The sequence below is a fragment of the Polaromonas sp. P5_D5 genome (assembly GCF_054049435.1).
On sequence record NZ_JBFUMJ010000003.1, the window covers coordinates 110795 to 130771 of the forward strand.

At 61.3% G+C, this 19977-nt stretch carries 20 protein-coding genes; 8 read left to right on the top strand and 12 right to left on the bottom strand.

All coding sequences use genetic code 11. The features are described 5' to 3' along the window. Positions 1–40: 40 nt before the first annotated feature. From ACXJKE_RS13310 to rodA, 6 genes are all read right to left on the bottom strand, one after another. Positions 41–352, bottom strand: a complete 312-nt coding sequence (locus ACXJKE_RS13310; protein ID WP_457281077.1) for a hypothetical protein — start codon at positions 350–352, stop codon at positions 41–43. 88 nt (positions 353–440) lie between these two features. Further along, on the bottom strand, positions 441–1565 hold the full coding sequence (locus tag ACXJKE_RS13315) for a 3-deoxy-7-phosphoheptulonate synthase (RefSeq protein WP_457281078.1): 1125 nt from the start codon (positions 1563–1565) through the stop codon (positions 441–443). 247 nt (positions 1566–1812) lie between these two features. Beyond that, positions 1813–3336, bottom strand: coding sequence for a metalloprotease TldD (gene tldD, locus ACXJKE_RS13320; protein ID WP_457281079.1), 1524 nt, complete (start codon positions 3334–3336; stop codon positions 1813–1815). 139 nt (positions 3337–3475) lie between these two features. Continuing rightward, complete coding sequence (locus tag ACXJKE_RS13325; protein ID WP_457281080.1) at positions 3476–5221, bottom strand: tetratricopeptide repeat protein; 1746 nt, start codon at positions 5219–5221, stop codon at positions 3476–3478. Between the two features lie 33 nt (positions 5222–5254). Then, complete coding sequence (locus ACXJKE_RS13330) at positions 5255–5554, bottom strand: hypothetical protein (protein ID WP_457281081.1); 300 nt, start codon at positions 5552–5554, stop codon at positions 5255–5257. A gap of 13 nt (positions 5555–5567) precedes the next feature. Further along, positions 5568–6722 carry a rod shape-determining protein RodA gene (gene rodA, locus ACXJKE_RS13335; protein WP_457281082.1) on the bottom strand — a complete coding sequence of 385 codons (1155 nt, stop codon included), beginning with the start codon at positions 6720–6722 and terminating at the stop codon, positions 5568–5570. A gap of 206 nt (positions 6723–6928) precedes the next feature. Between rodA and ACXJKE_RS13340 the strand changes: the two genes are divergently transcribed. The 8 genes from ACXJKE_RS13340 to ruvC all read left to right on the top strand — a co-directional run bounded on the left by ACXJKE_RS13340 (position 6929) and on the right by ruvC (position 14443). Further along, on the top strand, positions 6929–7525 hold the full coding sequence (locus ACXJKE_RS13340; RefSeq protein WP_457281083.1) for a YqiA/YcfP family alpha/beta fold hydrolase: 597 nt from the start codon (positions 6929–6931) through the stop codon (positions 7523–7525). 66 nt (positions 7526–7591) lie between these two features. Next, a complete protein-coding gene (locus ACXJKE_RS13345; protein WP_457281084.1) occupies positions 7592–9652 on the top strand; it encodes a ribonuclease catalytic domain-containing protein in 2061 nt (686 codons plus the stop codon). A 38-nt stretch (positions 9653–9690) separates the two neighbouring features. Then, positions 9691–10539, top strand: a complete 849-nt coding sequence (locus tag ACXJKE_RS13350) for a TonB family protein (protein ID WP_457281085.1) — start codon at positions 9691–9693, stop codon at positions 10537–10539. Positions 10540–10587: 48 nt separating this feature from the next. Then, positions 10588–11427 (top strand): shikimate dehydrogenase, encoded by an 840-nt coding sequence (gene aroE / locus ACXJKE_RS13355; RefSeq protein ID WP_457281086.1) that lies wholly within the window; start codon positions 10588–10590, stop codon positions 11425–11427. A gap of 13 nt (positions 11428–11440) precedes the next feature. After that, the gene (locus ACXJKE_RS13360; RefSeq protein WP_457281087.1) at positions 11441–12190 is read left to right on the top strand and encodes a transglycosylase domain-containing protein; all 750 of its coding nucleotides are present in this window, start codon (positions 11441–11443) and stop codon (positions 12188–12190) included. A gap of 29 nt (positions 12191–12219) precedes the next feature. Then, the gene (locus ACXJKE_RS13365; protein ID WP_457281088.1) at positions 12220–12852 is read left to right on the top strand and encodes a lysophospholipid acyltransferase family protein; all 633 of its coding nucleotides are present in this window, start codon (positions 12220–12222) and stop codon (positions 12850–12852) included. A gap of 19 nt (positions 12853–12871) precedes the next feature. After that, a complete protein-coding gene (locus tag ACXJKE_RS13370; RefSeq protein ID WP_457281089.1) occupies positions 12872–13852 on the top strand; it encodes a phosphatidate cytidylyltransferase in 981 nt (326 codons plus the stop codon). A gap of 42 nt (positions 13853–13894) precedes the next feature. Further along, positions 13895–14443: a crossover junction endodeoxyribonuclease RuvC gene (gene ruvC / locus ACXJKE_RS13375; RefSeq protein WP_457281090.1), complete on the top strand. Its 549-nt coding sequence runs from the start codon at positions 13895–13897 to the stop codon at positions 14441–14443. Between the two features lie 18 nt (positions 14444–14461). Here the strand turns inward: ruvC and ACXJKE_RS13380 are convergent, their stop codons facing one another. The 6 genes from ACXJKE_RS13380 to ftsA form a co-directional block, all read right to left on the bottom strand. Then, a complete protein-coding gene (locus tag ACXJKE_RS13380) occupies positions 14462–14890 on the bottom strand; it encodes a hypothetical protein (protein ID WP_457281091.1) in 429 nt (142 codons plus the stop codon). Positions 14891–15087: 197 nt separating this feature from the next. After that, entirely contained in the window at positions 15088–15264 is a 177-nt protein-coding gene (locus ACXJKE_RS13385; RefSeq protein WP_457281092.1) for a hypothetical protein, read from the bottom strand. Positions 15265–15281: 17 nt separating this feature from the next. Next, a complete protein-coding gene (gene lpxC, locus ACXJKE_RS13390) occupies positions 15282–16205 on the bottom strand; it encodes a UDP-3-O-acyl-N-acetylglucosamine deacetylase (protein WP_457281093.1) in 924 nt (307 codons plus the stop codon). Positions 16206–16291: 86 nt separating this feature from the next. After that, positions 16292–17269 carry a dienelactone hydrolase family protein gene (locus ACXJKE_RS13395; RefSeq protein ID WP_457281094.1) on the bottom strand — a complete coding sequence of 326 codons (978 nt, stop codon included), beginning with the start codon at positions 17267–17269 and terminating at the stop codon, positions 16292–16294. Between the two features lie 99 nt (positions 17270–17368). After that, positions 17369–18598 carry a cell division protein FtsZ gene (gene ftsZ / locus ACXJKE_RS13400; protein WP_457281095.1) on the bottom strand — a complete coding sequence of 410 codons (1230 nt, stop codon included), beginning with the start codon at positions 18596–18598 and terminating at the stop codon, positions 17369–17371. A 146-nt stretch (positions 18599–18744) separates the two neighbouring features. After that, the gene (ftsA, locus tag ACXJKE_RS13405) at positions 18745–19974 is read right to left on the bottom strand and encodes a cell division protein FtsA (RefSeq protein WP_431098281.1); all 1230 of its coding nucleotides are present in this window, start codon (positions 19972–19974) and stop codon (positions 18745–18747) included. Between the last annotated feature and the right edge of the window lie 3 nt (positions 19975–19977).

Below are 19977 nucleotides of genomic sequence, written 5' to 3' on the forward strand. Positions count from 1 at the left end.
TAGAGGCCTAAATTGCTTAAGAAAAGCGAGGCGTGGGGACCTAGAAGCTGATGCTTAATGTTGTGACATCTACATGCACAACCGGCTTGCCCAGCGCCGCGCTCGACGCCCGGGCAAATTCCTGAGCCCACTTGGCTTCGGCAAACTTCACCGGCCCAGCCGCCTGGGCCACCACCACCACCTTGTCGGCGGTCAGCAGCTTGCCCGTGGGCCGAAACGGCTCACAGCCCATTTGCGTGAACTGGTCGTCCAGCCACCCCCTTGCCACATCGTGCGGCATGGGCTGCACTTCGTTGAGGTCCAGGCGGATGGGCGCCACGTCCTTGAAGGTCACACTGACTTCGCTGCGCATGATGGGCTCCTGATCAGGGGTTCATGGTCGGCGACTTGCGGGCCTGGCGGCTATTCGCACAAACCCGCACGGTGGCTTACTTGCCGGGTTACTTGCCGGCGCGGCGCTTGAGGACGGCGGCCGACAGCACTTCCAACACGTCCAGCGAGTCGCTCCAGCCCAGGCAGGCGTCGGTGATGCTTTTACCGTATTCCAGCGCTTTCGAGTCGTCCTTGCCCGGCGTGAACTTTTGCGCGCCGGGGTTGAGGTGGCTTTCCACCATCAGGCCGAACACATGGCGCGAGCCGCCGGCCACCTGGCCTGCGATGTCGCGTGCCACTTCGACCTGCTTTTCATGCTGCTTGGAGCTGTTGGCGTGGCTGCAATCCACCATCAGCGTGGCCGGCAGCTTGGAGGCTTCGAGCTCCTTGCAAGCCGCCGCGACGCTAGCCGCGTCGTAGTTGGGCGCCTTGCCGCCGCGCAAAATCACATGGCAGTCCTTGTTGCCGTTGGTCTGCACAATCGCGACCTGGCCGTTCTTGTGCACCGACAGGAAATGGTGGCCCCGCGCCGCCGCCTGGATGGCGTCGGTCGCGATGCGGATGTTGCCGTCGGTGCCGTTCTTGAAGCCGATGGGCGCCGAGAGGCCCGAAGCCAGTTCACGGTGCACCTGGCTTTCAGTAGTGCGCGCGCCGATGGCGCCCCAGGAAATCAGGTCACCGATGTATTGCGGCGAGATCACGTCGAGGAATTCGCTGCCGGCAGGCAGGCCGATACGGTTGATATCGATCAGCAGCTGCCGCGCGATGCGCAGGCCTTCGTCGATGCGGAAGGTTTCGTCGAGGTAGGGGTCGTTGATCAACCCCTTCCACCCGACGGTGGTGCGCGGCTTTTCGAAGTAGACGCGCATCACGATTTCCAGCGTGCCTTCGTACTTCTTGCGCTGCTCGACGAGTTTGCGGGCATAGTCCAGCGCAGCCATCGGGTCGTGGATGGAGCACGGCCCGACGACGACAAGCAGGCGGTCATCCTTGCCCTGGATGATGTTGTGGATGCTTTTGCGGGTTTTGCTGATCAGCGTCTCGACGGCGGTGCCGCGGATCGGGAAAAAGCGGATGAGATGCTCGGGAGGGGGTAACACGGTGATGTCCTTGATGCGTTCGTCGTCGGTCTGGCTGGTTTTTTCGACGTTCGCATACCAGTTGTCGCTGGTGGAGATGGGCTTGGCATTCATCGCTGTTTTCCTTTTCTTTCGGGATATCAATCAGGTCGTCACAAGTCAGGGCATTTAAAAATTGAACGGGCAAAAAAAAACCGCCGGAGGCCGGCGGTTTTTGGAGAATCGGTGCGTTTTATCGGGTCACGCGTTGATCTCTCTACCGCCGGAAGCGCTTGAGAACCAAAAGTAACCGAAGTAAAACTTGGCCGAATTCATAAGCTGAAATGTAGCACAGGTCAAAAAAGAGGCAATCCGGGCTGGATCAGGCCGTCCCGCCCACTGTCAGGCCGTCGATACGCAGCGTTGGCTGCCCCACGCCCACCGGAACGCTCTGGCCTTCCTTGCCGCAGGTGCCGACGCCGCTGTCCAGCGCCATGTCATTGCCCATCATGGTGACGCGGGTCAACGCGTCCGGGCCGTTGCCGACAATCGTCGCGCCCTTGACGGGATACAGGATCTTGCCGTTTTCGACCCAGAAGGCTTCGCTGGCCGAAAACACGAACTTGCCGGAGGTGATGTCGACCTGGCCGCCGCCGAAGTTGGTGGCGTAGAGGCCTTTTTTGATGCTGGCCACGATTTCTTCGGGCTGCTTGTCACCGCCCAGCATGTAGGTGTTGGTCATGCGGGGCATGGGCACATGGGCGTAGCTTTCGCGGCGGCCGTTGCCCGTGGGCTTGACCTTCATCAGGCGCGCATTGAGCGAATCCTGGATGTAGCCCTTCAGGATGCCGTCTTCAATCAGCACGTTGCGCTGGCTGGCGTTGCCTTCGTCGTCCACGTTCAGCGAGCCGCGGCGATCCGCAATTGTGCCGTCATCCAGCACCGTCACGCCCTTGGCTGCCACGCGCTGGCCGATCTTGCCAGAAAACGCGCTGGAGCCCTTGCGGTTGAAATCGCCTTCCAGACCGTGGCCGATGGCTTCGTGCAGCAGGATGCCGGGCCAGCCGGAACCCAGCACCACCGTCATTTCGCCGGCTGGCGCGGGGCGAGCATCCAGGTTGGTCAGTGCCGCTTTCACAGCGTCGTTCACATATTCGGTAATCTGGGCGTCGTCAAAGTAGGCCAGGCCAAAACGCCCGCCGCCGCCACCCGAGCCGACTTCGCGCCGGCCTTTTTGCTCGGCGATCACCGTCACACTCAGACGCACCAGCGGGCGCACATCGGCGGCCAGCGTGCCGTCGGCGCGCGCCACCATCACCACGTCGTATTCGCTGGCCAGCCCGGCCATCACCTGCACGATGCGCGGGTCCTTGGCTTTGGCGAGCTTTTCGACTTTCTCCAGCAACTGAACCTTGGCAGTGCTGTCCAGCGTGGTGATCGGGTCCAGGCCCTGGTAGAGCGAGCGGCTGCCGGCCACCTTGCGGACGGCCGTCTTGACGCGGGCAGCCTTGCCGCCGGCAGAAATGCTGCGCACCGTGCGTGCCGCATCCAGCAGCGACGCCTCGGAAATGTCATCGGAGTAGGCAAAAGCGGTCTTTTCGCCACTGACAGCGCGCACGCCCACGCCCTGGTCAATGCTGAAGGAACCGGTTTTCACGATGCCTTCTTCCAGGCTCCAGCCTTCGCTGCGGGTGTACTGAAAGTAGAGATCGGCATCATCGGCGCCGTGGGAGGTGATCTCGCCCAGCGCGCGGCTCAGATGCGCCTGCGTGAGGCCGAAAGGCTCCAGCAGCAGCTTTTCGGCAATCTCCAGCCGTCCGGATGTGGACTCCGTGGTCGGCCGCGCAGCGGACGAGACAGTGGATTTGTTGGCGGTGGAAGCGGGCGTGGAGCGAAGGAAGGTCATGCGGCCATTGTAGGCAGTCTGCCCTGCCCCGTCAGGGCCTGTGCACAGGCCGGTACGAGGCCCAGGGCTTTGCCCGCCGAGTTCCGGCCGTCGCAAGGCAAGTCGCGGTCATGATGCCTTGCGCGGGCCCTCAGTGAACTCAGGCAATTAGCGGCTGGTAACGCGTTGACAGCGCTTCGCGCACCTGCTCCAGGGGTTGACGCCAGTCCCCAGCCGTGGCCTGGCGAAATAACCTTGCACTCGGATACCAGGGGCTATCGCTTCTCTCCAGCAGCCAACGCCAGTCGGGGATGTAGGGAACCAGAATCCATACCGGTTTACCCATAGCACCCGCAAGGTGTGCCACGCTGGTATCCGACGTGACGACCAGATCAAGTGAGTCGATCACCGCCGCCGTATCGGCGAAAGTCTTCAGCGCCTCGCCCGGACGGAGGATGTGAGGTTGCGTCTTCATGACAGGAATGTCCACTTCACGAAGCACGGGTTGAAGGCATATTGCCGGCATTCCGTCGGGCAGGGCTTGCAGAAATTCCGCAAGTCGCAGAGAGCGTAGCCGGTCGCGCTTCTGTTTGGCGTTGCCGGACCAGACAATGCCCACCCGAGGGGTAGCCGATCCAGCCATGGCAGCAAGCCCCTGTTGCCAGGCCGCCTTTTTATCGGGATCGGCTTTCAAATAAGACAAGCTCGCCGGCACAAACCCGGTCCGATGATGCCCCAGGGCCAATGGAAGGCTCATCAAGGGGCAATAGCAATCAAACGGCGGCAAGGGCTCATGTTCCTCCAGAACGCGGGTCACCCCTGGAAGAGTACCCATCAGCTCTTTAAGTCCCGCCTGCACCTGAAGCACCACGTGCGCGCCCAGCGCGGCCACTTCCGTGGCGTATCTGCAAAACTGGATGGTGTCCCCAAACCCCTGTTCACACGAGAGCAGGATCGTTTGACCGGCGATGACCTCTCCACCGAGCCAAAGAGGCTTGGCAAAGACCTTGCGCTCTTTCACATCTTTTTCTTTCGCGCTCCTGAGCCGCCACTCGTATTCCGTCCAGCCCGTTGCATAGTCGCCATGCAGCAGGGCGCCAAAACCGAGATTGAAATGGGCAGCAAAATGCCCGGAGTCCAGCTCAAGGGCTGTCCGGTAGCATTTGATGGAGTCATCATGGAAGCCCTGTTCACCCAAAGAAATACCGAGGTGAACCAGCGTATTTGCGTCCCCTGGATTGAGATCCAGTGCCCGCCGCATCAACGGAATCGCCCGTGCGAAATCTCCCGCGGCCTCGTACGCGGCCCCCAGGTTGCTCATGAATTGGGCGTTCTCCGGCTCCAGCGCAAGGGCTTTTTCGTAGGGCGCTATCGCCTTGAGCGGCAAATTCTGGGCGCTGTACAGGTTTCCCAGATTGCAGAGAAGCCCGACTGATTCGGGAAATCGGCGAATGCCTTCCTGCATGATCTCTTCCGCCTCTGTCATCTGCTCATGTTGAAAGAGTTCATAGCCCAATTCACGATAGGCCGGTTCAAACTCTGGCGCAAGCAGCACAACCTTCTTGAATCGGTGAATGGCCTGAGATACGTTTGCCTCCCGCTGTGCGAGCGTTCCCAACATGAAATGCGCGTCATGCTGTGTGGGATCCAGACTTACGGCCTGTTCAAGTGCCGCCTTGGCTTCCAGAAGGTGACCCTGCTCACTTAATACATATCCGAGATTGATCAATGCGAAGACATCTTCCGGATCGGCCTTCGTTGCCTCGCCGTAGCACAAAGCCGCCTCATAAAGCTTGCCTTCTGCCAACAAGGCATTGCCATTCTTTTTGAGTTCAGCGCAACGATCCTTGTCAGGCGCACCAACGCTGGCTACCGCGCTCGACGAGGTCGGCAGGATTTTTTTCAAAAGTCCGAACATACTGCCCCAAAAACCGAAAAACTACAGCTGCAAGGAAAGCCACCGCGTCAAATCGTCGGCATAGGCATCATTAACGCCGCGGTCTTTCAATGTCCACAAAAAGGCATTACCCAGCTTGGCTTTTTGGTAGGTATTGAGTTTGTTGGCCCGTTTAAAGGCAGCGAGTTCATGCGACATCTTTATCAGCGTTTTTTCTGCTTTTTCCGCAAATTTCTTTTCTTTCACCGACTCTTTGGCCGGCAGCTCGCGGATCACGAGTTCCGCCAGCGAAATGCCGCACTGACTTGCGGCCCGTGTATCAAACCAGTCAAAAAACCCCATATGAACCTCCTTGTTAGCTCTGCACCAAGCGCTTGGCCTTGGCGATCGACATCAGCATGCCGATGGCCAGTCCCAGCGTCACCATGGCCGTGCCGCCATAGCTGATGAAAGGCAGCGGCACGCCCACCACGGGCAGGATGCCGCTGACCATGCCCATATTGACGAAAGCATAGGTGAAAAAGATCATGGTCAGCGCACCGGCCAGCAGGCGCGAAAACAGGGTCGATGCCTCCAGCGCAATGGCCAGTCCGCGCAAAATCAGGAAGATGAATGCAGCAATCAACAACAGATTGCCCAACAGACCGAACTCTTCGGAGTACGCCGCGAAGATGAAGTCGGTGGTGCGCTCGGGAATGAACTCCAGGTGTGTCTGCGTTCCGGCCATAAAGCCCTTGCCGGTGATGCCGCCCGAGCCGATGGCGATCATGCCCTGGATGATGTGAAAGCCCTTGCCCAGCGGATCGCGCGACGGGTCGAGCAGCGTGCAGATGCGCTGCTGCTGGTAGTCGTGCAGGATGGGCCAGCGCACGCCGTCGGCGCAGATTTGCGGCTCGAACCACACCACGAGGAACACGCCAATGAGGCCCAGCAGCACCGGCGGCAGGATCAGCTTCCAGCTCAGCCCGGCAAAAAAGATCACCGCGAGCCCCGCGGCCAGCACCAGCAGGGAGGTTCCCAGATCAGGCTGCTTCATGATGAGCCCGACCGGAACGACCAGCAACAGCCCGGCGGCCAGGAAGTCCAGCGGGCGCAACTGGCCTTCGCGCTTCTGGAACCACCAGGCCAGCATCAGCGGCATGGCAATTTTCAGGATTTCGCTGGGCTGGATCACCACGCCCACATTGAGCCAGCGCCGCGCGCCCTTTTTGGTGACGCCGAAAATCGCCACCGCCACCAGCAAGGCCACGCCGGCGATGTACAGCGGCACGGCAAACGCCATCAGGCGCTGGGGTGGAACCTGGGCCACCACAAACATGATGGCGCCGGCAATCAGCATGTTGCGGCCATGGTCAACAAACCGGGTGCCGTGGTCATACCCTGACGAATACATGATCAGGAGGCCTGCACAGGCCAGCAAAAACACCGCAAACGCCAGCAGGCCGTCAAAGCCCTGGAGCAAAGGCAAGGTTCGCTGATAAAGGGAGGGTTTGTCGAAAACGGCGGCCATGCGCGGATTATCCGTCAGCCTTGAAGCCGAAAACGCGTGGCCGGGCATCCCGCGAAAGCGGGCATTGCTATCAATTACATAGCTGCTTGCGCCCGGCCTGATTGACCAAAAACCCTGTTTCACTTAAAACCGGCATCAAACACCGCGAAACCCGGGAAATCGGCTCCGGCAAAACCTGGGGGTGGCCGGCCCGTCTAACATGCGGCATGCGCACCACCCACCTGCTCTATCTCCACGGATTTCGCTCGTCCCCGCAATCCGTGAAGGCCCGGAAAATGGCCGCTGCCGTGCAGCAGCGCCATCCCGCCGTTCACTGGTGGTGCCCGCAGCTGCCGCCTTCGCCGCACGCCGCGCTGCAGATGGTGAAGGACGAAATTGCCGGTTGGCCCGGCAAGTCGGGCTACCAAAGCATGGGCGTGATCGGCTCTTCGCTGGGCGGCTTTTACGCCACTGCGGTGGCCGAACAGGCTGGGTGCAAGGCCGTGCTGCTCAACCCGGCCGTGGAGCCGGCGCGCGACCTCGCCCGCTACATCGGCGAGCAAACGGCCTGGCACAACCCGCAAGAGCACTTTTTCTTCGAGCCCCGCTTTGTGGATGAGCTGAAAGCGCAGCACGCCGGGCCGCTGAAAGCGCCGCAAAACTACCTCGCCATCATTGCCAAAGGGGATGAAGTGCTGGACTGGCGTGAAATGACGGCCCGTTATGCGGGCGCTCACATCCGGCTGCTGGAAGGCGGTGACCATGCACTGAGCGACTTTGACCGGCATCTGCCGACCATCCTCGACTTCCTGGCATTGGCCTGAAATCTCTCTGAAGCAGCCCTGATTACACTAGTCCCAAGTCATCAAAGACACCAAAGGGATCCCGTTTTGTTTGTATTGTTTGAAGAAGCCGGCAAGTTCCTGGCCGGCCGCATTTTGTCCGAGAGCGATGCGTCGCTGCAGGTTGAGCTCGACTCGGGCAAGCGTGTGAAGGTCAAGGGCGTTAATGCCCTGCTGAAGTTTGAAAAGCCATCCCCTGCCGAGATGGTGGCCGCCGGCCAAAAGCTGAGCCACGATATTGAGCTGGATCTGGCCTGGGAATTCGCCAGCGAAGACGAATTCGGCTTTGCCGACCTGGCGCGCGATTACTTCAGCGCCGACGGCAAAGCCGCCTCGCTGGAGCAACAGGCCGCCGCGCTCTTTCGCCTGTATGACGCGCCGCACTACTTTCGCCGTGCCGGCAAGGGCCGCTTCAAGAAGGCACCGGCGGAAATCCTGCAGCAGGCGTTGGCCGCCATCGAAAAGAAAAAGCAGGTCGCAGCGCAAATCACCGCCTGGGCCGAAGAACTGGGCCGCGGCGAATGCCCGGCGCCGGTGCGCGATCAGCTTTACAAAATCCTCTTCAAGCCCGACAAGAACAGCGCCGAATACAAGGCAGTCGTCGAAGCCTCGCGCGCCACGCACACCGCGCCGCTCGATTTGCTGCAAAAGGCCGGTGCCATCGCTTCGCCTTACCAGTTTCACTGGAAGCGCTTTTTGTTTGAGAACTTCCCCAAGGGCACGGGCTTTCCGGCGCTGCAAGCGCCTGAAGTCAAGGACGAGCTGCCGCTGGCCGATGTGAAGGCTTTCTCCATCGACGACTCAGCCACCACCGAGATCGACGATGCGCTGTCCGTGCAGGGCCTGGGCAGCGGCACTGTCACGCTTGGCATCCACATCGCCGCGCCAGGCCTGGCCGTATTGCCCGGCAGCCCGATCGACACCGTGGGCCGCGCGCGGCTTTCCACCGTGTACATGCCCGGCTACAAGCTGACCATGCTGCCGGATGAAATCGTCAAAAGCTACACGCTGCAGGAAGGCCGCAACTGCCCTGCGCTGTCGCTGTACCTCACGCTGGATGAGGCCACACTCGAAATCAAGGAAAGCGCCACCCGACTGGAGCTGGTGCCCATCGTCAGCAACCTGCGCCACGACGTGCTGGACAGCACCTTCACCGAGGCTTTTTTTGAAACCGCGCAAAGCAATCCGCCTACCGGCGTGCAATGGGGTGTGGAGCTGACCTTTCTGCACCGGTTGGCCAAACATCTGAAGGCGCAGCGCGAAATCGTGCGCGGCAAGCCAGAAAACTTCAACCGGCCAGACTACAACTTCAGGCTGGACAACCCCACAGGCGCCGAGCCCCAGGGCAACGAGACGGTCAGCATCAGTACGCGCCAGCGCGGCGCACCGCTGGATTTGATCGTGGCCGAGGCCATGATCCTGGCGAACAGCACCTGGGGCGAGTGGCTGGCCGCGCACGGCGTGCCTGGCATTTACCGCAGCCAGGCCAGCCTCTTGCCCGGCGTGAAAGTGCGCATGGGCACCAAGGCCCTGCCGCATGCGGGCATCGGCGTCAAAAGCTATGCCTGGAGCACTTCGCCACTGCGCCGCTACACCGACCTGGTCAACCAGTGGCAAATCATTGCCTGCGCACGCCATGGCCGCACGGCGGCACTGGCTGCGCCGTTCAAGCCCAAGGACGCCGAGCTGTTTTCCATCATCTCGGGCTTTGATGCCGCCTACAGCGCCTACAACGGTTTCCAGGCCGGCATCGAGCGCTACTGGACACTCAAATACCTGCAGCAGAACAGCCTCACCGAGCTGACCGCCACCGCCTTCAAGGACAACCTGGTGCGCGCCGACGAGTTGCCGCTGGTGCTGCCGGCCGCCGGTGCGCAGGGCCTGCCGCGTGGCGCGAAAGTGCGTATAAAGCTGGGCGAGATCGACGAGATCACACTGGATATTTCCGGCACAGTGGTCGAGCGGCTGGACGTGGAGATGGATGAGTCTCCTGATCCGCTGGGCGAGGAGGATGGCGAGTCCGAGATGGCCGCCGGCCCGATCTCGATTGCAGTCGATGTCAATGAGCCACAAACCGATGCCGCTGTGGCGGCTCCGGTCGCCGGTTAACACCGCAATACGCTCATAAACACCGATAATCTCTTCCTGTGAAGTCACCAAGCACACTGCAAATCGCCCTGGGCGCCTCCATCGCCTTTCATGCGGTGTTGCTGACGGCGCGTTTTGTTGATCCGGACCGCTTCAACCGCGTCTTTCAGGACACGCCGCTGGAAGTAATCCTGGTCAACGCCAAGTCCAACGAAAAGCCTGACTTTGCCAAAGCCATCGCGCAGGCCTCGCTGGCCGGTGGTGGCGAGATGGAAAAAGGCCGCGCCACCTCCCCCTTGCCGCCTTCGGCCCTGATGGAGCTGGGCGACGCCACCGAAGACGCCCAGCGCAAGGTCGATTCTCTGCAGGAGCAGCAAACCCAGTTGCTCGCGCAAATCAAAAAGCAGCTGGCCTCCATGCCACCGCCCGACCCAACACAGCCCGCCAACAACCCGGCGCAGGCCGAGCGCGAGGAAAAACGCAAGCAGCTCGTCAAGATCCTGGCGGAAATCGAGCGGCGCATCAACGAAGAAAACGCACGGCCGAAAAAGCGCTACATCAGCCCGGCCACACGTGAAGAGGTCTACGCCGTTTATTACGACGAACTGCGCCGCAAGATTGAAGACAAGGGGACGGTGAACTTCCCCGAGCTGGCCGGCAAAAAACTGTACGGTGAACTCACGATGATTGTGACGGTGAATTTTGACGGCAGCGTGATCGACACGGAAGTCGTGCAGACCTCGGGCAACCTGACGCTGGACCGGCGTGCGCAAAGCATCGTGCGCGGCACCGGGCCTTTCGGCAAGTTCAGCGATGCGATGCGCAGCAAGGCGGACCAGATCGTGGTGGTGTCGCGCTTCAAGTTCACGCGCGATGACACGCTTGAAACCAAACTCACCAGCCGCTAGCCCCGACTGCTGCTTTCAGCCCCACGCACATGAACACCCGGCCCCGCCATGGATAAATACTACGTCCTGGGCAACCCGATCGCGCACAGCAAGTCTCCGTTGATTCACGCACGATTTGCCGAGCTCACGGGGCAATCCCTGCAGTACGAACGCCTGCTGGTGCCGCTGGAGGCGTTCGGCGCCACACTGGCTGAACTGGTACGGGGCGGCGTAAAAGGCTGCAACGTCACCGTGCCTTTCAAGCTGCAAGCTTTTGAAGCCGCAAGCACACGGACCGACAGGGCGCAATTGGCCCAGGCCGCCAACACGTTGGTGCTGCAAGGCGGCGCCATCCACGCCGACAACACCGACGGCGTAGGCCTGGTGAACGACATCCAGAACAACGCCGGTGTTTCGCTGGCCGGGCGCGACGTGCTGCTGATCGGAGCGGGGGGTGCCGGTGCCGGCGCGCTGGCCGCCCTGCTGGGGGCCGGGCCACGCCGTCTGGTGCTGGTCAACCGCACGCGGGCGAAAGCCGACGTGCTGGTGGCACGGCACCGGGCACACTCGTCCATGCAAGGTTTGCTACAAAAAACGGAGCTGCTCGCGCACGACTTACAAGGGTTGCAGGGCTATTTCGATGTAATTGTCAATGCCAGCGCAAGCAGCCTGGCGGGCGCGGGTGTGCCGGTTCCGGCGAGCGTACTCAAGCCCGGCGCGCTGGCCTGCGACATGATGTACGGCCCCCCAGCTGCGGGCTTCATGGCCTGGGCCCGGGAAAACGGCGCGACGCCGCGCGACGGGCTGGGCATGCTGGTGGAGCAAGCCGCCGAGGCCTTCGCGCTGTGGCGCGGGGTTCGTCCGCCCTCTGCCCAGGTATTGCGGGAAATGCGGGCGCAGCTGGCATGAAGGCACGCACGCCATGAAAGCGCTCTTCAGACTCATCGGCCTCGGGCTGCTGGCAGGTCTGGCGCTGCAACTGTTTTTTGTGGCGCGCATTGCCATGATGGCCGTGGTGGACCCGGAATCCACCGCTTTTCAGCGCTCGGAAGCCTACCTGGTAGTTCGCAACACCGGATCCCTCAAATGGCGGCAGCAATGGGTGCCTTACGACGACCTGCCGGACAACCTCAAGCGTGCGGTAATCGCATCGGAAGACGCCAGCTTCGCCGAGCATGACGGCGTGGACATGGAGGCACTTGAGAAAGCCTGGGACAAAAACGCCAAGGCCGAGCTGCGCGCCGCACAGTCCGCCAGCCGCCTGGCTCCCGCCAAGGCAACGGCGACACCCGCCAGACCGGTGAAAATCATTGGCGGCTCTACCATTACCCAGCAGCTCGCCAAAAATCTTTTCCTGTCGGGTGAGCGCACGCTGCTCCGCAAAGGCCAGGAGCTGGTGCTGACGCTGCTGCTCGAAGCCCTGCTCGGCAAGGAGCGCATTCTGGAGATTTACCTCAACAGCGTGGAGTGGGGCGAAGGCATTTTTGGCGCCGAGGCCGCAGCGCAGCATTACTATCGCAAGCCTGCGTCAAAACTGAGCGCCTATGAATCCGCGCGGCTGGCCGTCATGCTGCCGCGCCCCAAATACTTTGAAACGCGGCCCGGCTCGGGCTACCTGGCTTCGCGCGCCAGCACCATCACGGCCCGCATGGGCGGTGTGGAACTGCCCTGAATGCTGAACAGCAAAAAGGGCCGAACCCCATGAACGACAAATTTTCTCCCATCCTGGCCAAGCTGATGGGGCTTTTCCTGCTGGGGCTGATCCGCACGCTGACCGGTGCACAGGCCCGCTGGCAAGGCTGCCCGCCCAAGGCGGAACAGCGTATTTATTTTGCCAACCACCAGAGCCATGCCGACCTGGTGCTGATGTGGGCGGCGCTGCCGGAAGAGCTTCGCAGCATCACGCGGCCGATCGCCGCGAAAGACTACTGGACCAAAACGCCTTTCAAGAAATGGATCACCACGGCGGTCTTCAATGCGATTTACGTGGACCGTGCCAAGACCGGCGACCAGGACCCGCTGGAGCCGCTGATCGAGGCCCTGACCAGCGGTGACTCGATCATCCTCTTTCCGGAAGGCACACGCGGCAACCACGAAGAGCCGCAAAAATTCAAGGCGGGCCTGTACAACCTGGCACTCAAATTCCCGCAGGTGGTGCTGGTGCCGGCCTGGATCAACAATGTGCAGCGCGTCATGCCCAAGGGGGAAGTCGTGCCGGTGCCCATTCTCTGTTCGGTCACCTTCGGCGCGCCGATTGCGCTGGGTGCCGGGGAAGACCGGGGCGAATTCCTGACGCGTGCGCGCCAGGCCGTCATGGATCTCAGGGAAACCTGACACAAGGCCTGGAATCCTGATGAACACCTTTTTGCGCAACCTTTCTCCCTCACACCAGGTCGGCCTGCTGTTCGTGCTGGTGTTCGGCATCCTGACACTCATCAGTGTGGCCGCCTTCGTGATGTCGCTGAAGGACACCCATGAAGACGACCTGCACACCCAGAAGCTGAAAGAATTCAACGGCCTGCTGCGCACCTCGTGGTTCATGTCCACGGTGTTCTGGATCGGCTGGACGCTGGGAGAAACCGTGGCGACCGTGCTGTTCGGCATGGTCGCCTTTTTTGCGCTGCGCGAGTTCATCACGCTTTCACCCACCCGGCAGGGTGACCACCGCAGTCTGGTGCTGGCTTTTTTTGTCGTGCTGCCGGTGCAGTTTGCACTGGTCATCACGCGGCACTTTGACCTGGTGACCGTGTTCATTCCGGTCTACGTGTTCCTGGCGATCCCGGTGGTCAGCGCGCTGGCCGACGACCCGCACCGTTTCCTCGAACGCAACGCCAAGCTGCAATGGGGCATCATGGTCTGCGTCTACGGCATCAGCCATGTGCCTGCCCTGCTGCTGCTGAAGTTTCCCAACTACCAGGGCAAAAACGCCTTTCTGGTGTTCTTCCTGGTGTTTGTAGTGCAAAGCTGCATGATCGTCCAGCACCTGGTGGGCCGCAAACTGCAACGGCCGGGCAGCGCGCCCAATGTCAGCAAGAGCTTTAACTGGACCAGCTGGTTGATCGCCGTCGTTGGGGCCAGCCTGCTGGGCGGCCTGCTCGCGGGCCTCACGCCCTTCAAGCCGGCGCAGGCGGTGGCCATGGCCTTCATTGCCTGCGTATCAGGCTCGCTCGGGCACCTGGTGATGAAAGCCCTCAAGCGTGATCGCGGTATTCCCAACTGGGGGAACCGCGGCGTGGGCGTCACCGGTGCCAGCGGCCTGCTGGACCGCGTGGATGCGCTGTGCTTTGGCGCACCCATATTTTTTCATTCAGTTAGATGGTATTTTGGCCTGTAACCCAATGAAACCATGCGCGAGCAGCTATCAAATGTATAGCATATGAGAATCCTCGGCATCGACCCCGGCCTGCAGGTCGCAGGTTTTGGCGTGATCGACATGGACGGCCAGCATCTGCGTTATGTGGCCAGCGGCACCATCAAGACCACGCATATGGAACGCAGCGATTTGCCGGGCCGGCTGAAGGTGCTGTTCGAGGGCGTGTGCGAAGTGGTGGAGCGCTACCAGCCCGATGCGGCCTCTGTCGAAATCGTCTTTGTGAACGTCAACCCGCAGGCGACGCTGCTGCTGGGCCAGGCGCGCGGGGCCTGCATCACGGCCCTGGTCTCGCGCCAGCTGACAGTGGCCGAATACACGGCGCTACAGCTCAAAAAGGCGGTTGCGGGCTATGGCAAGGCGGGCAAGGCCGAGGTGCAGGAGATGGTGATGCGCCTGCTGAAGCTGCCCTCCCTGCCCGGCAAAGACGCGGCCGATGCGCTGGGGCTGGCGATTACCCACGCCCATGTCGGTACCGCGATGCAGAGGCTGGCTGCGGCGGCGGGAACCGGCGCAAAACCCACGGGGAACTACAGGAACGGACGAAGCCGTTAGATCGCGGTGATCTGCGCCTTAGCGGCCGCGGTATTCAGCGACCACCTCATCCAATGAAGGGTTCGACTTGGCTTTTCCGCGCACCAGCACTATGGGCAGTTCGCCACTCATGATGGACGAGATGCGCTGGGCGTCGGCGGCATCGCCACTTGTCACGGTGAAGCTGATACTGTGGGTGCGGGTAACCGGAATCCCCTTGCCCGAAAGTTGCTCGGCCAGGCTATTCGCGCGCTGGGCCGCCTCTTCCGGGCAATCCTCGGCGGCAATAACCTGTACCGCATTGGAAGCGGTACTGCTCGTTCCGGGCAACGCCACAAATCCATTTGAACCTGAGCTTCCCGCAGAGCCAGTTGAGGCCACCACCGGCTGGCCCTCACGGTGTTTGGTCCAGTATTGATACCCAAAACCAGCAAGGCCGAGCACGATAAGGATTTTGATGAAGCTCATGGGTCATCTCCGGGAGTTATGCCGGGGGGCAGGTCATCGAACACCACAGGCGCATGCACACGGCGCCTCAGCGTTACCGCCCGGTGCAGGGGCAAATCGTTATAAGCGAACTATAGCGGTAAGGACCATAAAACGGACCAGCCGACAATCGCCAACAGGCAGCGGCTGGGCCGCCATCGCAGTCACGATGGCTGACGCTATGCCAGACGCTCAAGTACCAATACGCCGAAAAAGCCAAACGCGGCGATCAGCGTCCACTTGAGAATGGTGAGCCCGAACTGCTTGAACCGTGGCTGTCCGGTGCCGGCGTAAAACATGAACGACACCACCGCGGCCAGCAAAAACAGCAGGATGAGCCAGCGAAACAGCAGCATGGCGTGTTCCGCCGGCCCTACCAGGCACGCGCCAGTGTGGCGAAGCCCTGCGGTGCTTTTTTCTCGTCCTCGAAGGTGACGACTTCGTAGGCGTCCTGGTGCGACAGCAGCTCGCGCAGCAGCTTGTTGTTCATTGCGTGGCCGGAGCGAAATGCGCTGTAGGCGGCCAACAGCGGTTTGCCCAGCAAATAGAGGTCGCCCATGGCATCGAGGATCTTGTGCTTCACGAATTCGTCGTTGTAACGCAGCCCGTCGCTGTTGAGCACCTTGTAGTCGTCCATGACGATGGCATTGTCCAGTCCGCCACCCAGCGCCAGACCATTGGCGCGCATCATTTCCACATCCTTGGTGAAACCGAAGGTACGGGCCCGCGCGATGTCGCGTGTGTAGGCGCCCGAACCCATGTCGAACTCCACGCGCTGGCCGGTGGAGTCCACCGCAGGGTGGTCGAAATCAATTTCAAAACTGAGTTTGTAGCCTTCGTAGGGACTCAAACGCGCCCACTTGGCCGTGGCGCCCTCGCCTTCGCGCACTTCCACAGGCTTGATCACGCGGATAAAGCGCTTGGGCGCGGCCTGCAGCGCAATGCCGGCAGATTGCAGCAAAAATACAAAAGAGGAAGCCGAACCATCCAGAATGGGAACCTCTTCCGCCGTGATGTCCACATACAGGTTGTCAATCCCCAGGCCCGCGCAAGCCGACATCAAATGCTCTACCGTGTGCACCTTGGCGTTGCCGCTGGAAATGGTGGAAGCCAGCCGTGTGTCCGTCACGGCCTGCGCGGAGATGGCGATGTCCACCGGCTGCGGCAAATCCACACGGCGAAACACGATGCCCGTGTCCGGCGCGGCGGGGCGCAAGGTAAGTTCCACCCGCTGGCCGCTGTGCAGGCCCACGCCCACGGCTTTGGTCAGGGATTTAAGGGTACGTTGCTGAAGCATATGGGTGATTTTAAGTGTTGCAGCCGATTGCCGCAGTTGGAGTCTTTGATGGCCACCATAGCCAAAGTGCTACAAGTCTTGCCCTGCTACAGGTGCTGCCTGAAGAATGCCGTCCAGTGCGGCACCGCGACGAAGCGATTCTTCCAGTAGCCCGTGTGGAAAACCTTGCTGACACATCGGGCCATCATGGCGTTGACGTCGTCGCCGGGCATGGTGATGCCGCTGTTAAGTTCGGTCACGCCCGATTCGTCGACCAAAACATCGCATTTGGCATAGTGCGGCCCAAAGACATTGCGTTGCCGTTTGTAAGGCGCGTCGAAACTGTGGCCCTCGCCTTCCAGTACCACGATCTTCGCGTTGCCGCCGCGCCCGTTCATCCAGCCCACGTGGCGTTCACAGTACCGGCTCGGGGTTTCGTCGTCCACTTCACCCGTGATGAAAAGAAATGGGGAATTCACGTAGGCGTCACGCCGGGCATTGCGGTAACCGCAGTAGCCATACAAACCCACCACCGCATCGACGGGTTTGAGGTTGAAGTCGTCGGCGTACAAGCGCCGCATGTTGCGCTCAATCAGTGCGTGGGCGAATTTCTGCTGCATCATGACTGCGGCACCGCCACCCTGCGACTCACCGATGCTGCCGACCTTCTCGAAACCGCGGCCGCGCAACCAGCCGGCAGCTGCGAGGCTGTCAATGGCCATATTGAATTCGTTACCGCCTTTGCGCGACGCCGCCGAATAGTCGTTGTGCGTCACGTCGATGCCTCGAGGCTTCCAGTGATCGATCACCAGCGCTGCGAAACCCTCCTTCTGAAGGCTGTCCACATAGTCGAACATGCGGCTGTCGATACCCTGCGATCCGTGCGAGATCAGCACAATCTTCGTCTGCCCGGGCTGGCTGAACAGGTAGCCCTGCGCATGGAGCTTGTTGCAGACAAAGGGAGTACCCGCACACACCATGCTGGGCCAACTCACTTTTTCGGCCGCCTCGGGCCTGGCGGTCTGGGCAACCGCAGGTTGTGCGAAAAGAACGACCAGCGCGGCGCAAAGCCCTCGCATGTCCATGGCGACCTCCTTCTTCCTGAGATGCTCCGAATTGGAAAGGCCAGAAAAAAGGGCGGACTGCAACCAGTCCACCCTTTTAATGATCCACTTGCGAGAACCTTAATCGGCCTGCTTGCGCAGAAAGGCAGGAATCTCGAAGTCGTCCATCCCGCCGGAAGCCAGGGCATCGACTTTTGCCGCCGCCTGGGTCCGGTTGGTGCGCCACACGCTGGGCACCGACATGTTGCCGTAGTCAGGCTGTGCCGATCCCATGGCCGTCTGCGCCGTGCCGGCGCCATTGGCCGTTGTGTTCAGCGTCGGGACGTTGAACGGCACGTTGTCAGTACCCGTGCGCAGCACCTGCAGCGGCGGCGCATGGCGGCGCACGCCCTGGCGGGACAAGCCCGTTGCGACCACGGTCACACGGATGTCGTCGCCCAGCTCATCGTCGTAGGCCGTGCCGTAGATCACATGCGCATCGGGGGAAGCGTATGCGCGGATGGTGTTCATCGCCAGCTTGGATTCGCTCAGCTTGAGCGAGCCCTTGGCCGCGGTGATCAGCACCAGAACGCCTTTGGCGCCCGACAGGTCAATGCCTTCCAGAAGCGGGCAAGCTACAGCCTGTTCGGCGGCGATGCGCGCACGATCAGGACCGTTGGCCTTGGCCGTTCCCATCATGGCCTTGCCGGGTTCACCCATCACGGTGCGCACGTCTTCAAAGTCGACGTTGACGTGGCCGGGCACGTTGATGATTTCGGCGATGCCGCCGACGGCGTTTTTCAGCACGTCGTTGGCATGGGCAAAAGCCTCATCCTGCGTGACGTCGTCGCCCAGCACTTCGAGCAGCTTTTCATTGAGCACCACGATCAGTGAGTCAACGTTGGCTTCGAGTTCGGCCAGGCCGAGGTCGGCATTGGTCATGCGGCGCCCGCCTTCAAAATCAAACGGCTTGGTCACCACGCCGACGGTCAGGATGCCCATCTCCTTGGCCACGCGCGCGATCACAGGAGCCGCACCGGTACCGGTGCCGCCGCCCATGCCCGCGGTGATGAACAACATGTGCGCGCCAGCAATGGCGCTGCGGATATCGTCCACCGCCAGCTCGGCTGCATCGCGCCCTTTGTCGGGCTTGCTGCCCGCGCCCAGGCCGCTGGCACCCAGCTGGATGGTCTTGTGCGCGCTGCCGCGGCTGAGCGCCTGCGCGTCGGTATTGGCGCAGATGAATTCGACGCCTTGTACGCCGCATTCGATCATGTGCCCAACGGCATTGCCGCCACCGCCGCCCACACCGATCACCTTGATCTGTGTGCCCTGGTTAAATTCTTCGATTTCAATCATTTCGATGCTCATTGGGAGCCTCCTAATCAATAAACTGCAGTTGCCAATAATCGGAAATTTGTATTTATGGTTGACATGGCTTCTTCATGCAGGGGGATCCGCCCCGCCGGAATGCATACAACGGGATGGTCTGCCGATAAAAGTGAAGTAGGTTTTCATCAGAAGTTCCCCACAAACCAGTCTTTGACACGGCCGAATGCGTTGTGCACACTGCCTGCCTTTTGCGACACCTTGTAGCCCCGCATGCGCGCAAGCCGGGCTTCTTCGAGCAAGCCCATGACCGTGGCTGCCCGGGCCTGGGCCACCATGTCTGACAGCGCACTGTTGTAGCGCGGTATGCCGCGTCGCACGGGCTTGAGGAAGATGTCCTCGCCGAGCTCCACCATGCCGGGCATGACGGCACTGCCACCGGTAATGACGATGCCCGAAGACAACACCTCTTCGTAGCCCGACTCGCGGATCACCTGCTGGACCAGCGAAAAAATTTCCTCGATGCGCGGCTCGATCACGCCCGCCAGTGCCTGCTTGCTCAGCATGCGCGGCCCCCGGTCTCCCAGACCCGGCACTTCCACCTGCGTGTCGGGGTCGGCCAGCAGCTGCTTGGCGTAACCGCTTTCCACCTTGATGTCTTCTGCGTCCTTGGTGGGCGTACGCAGCGCCATCGCGATGTCGCTGGTGATCAGGTCACCGGCGATCGGGATCACCGCGGTGTGCCGGATGGCGCCACCGGTGAAGATGGCCACGTCGGTGGTGCCGGCACCGATATCGACCATGGCCACACCGAGCTCCTGCTCGTCCTGTGTCAATACCGCCAGGCTCGAAGCCAGCGGATTGAGCATGAGTTGATCGACTTCAAGCCCGCAGCGCCGCACACATTTGATGATGTTTTCAGCAGCACTCTGGGCGCCCGTCACGATGTGCACCTTGGCTTCCAGGCGTATGCCGCTCATGCCGATGGGTTCGCGCACGTCCTGGCCGTCGATCACGAACTCCTGCGGCTCCACCAGCAGCAGGCGCTGGTCGGTCGAGATGTTGATGGCCTTGGCCGTCTCGATCACGCGCGCCACGTCGGCCTGCGTGACTTCCTTGTCCTTGACCGCCACCATGCCGCTGGAGTTGATGCCGCGGATGTGGCTACCGGTAATGCCGGTGTAGACGCGGGCGATCTTGCAATCGGCCATCAGTTCGGCCTCTTTCAGGGCCTGCTGGATGCTTTGCACCGTGGCGTCAATATTGACAACCACCCCGCGTTTGAGCCCGTTGCTCGCCGCGATGCCCAGGCCGGCAAGCTTGAGCTCCCCGCCCGGCATGACCTCGGCCACCACCGCCATGACCTTGCTGGTTCCGATGTCCAGCCCGACCACCAGATCTTTGTATTCCTTGGCCATATG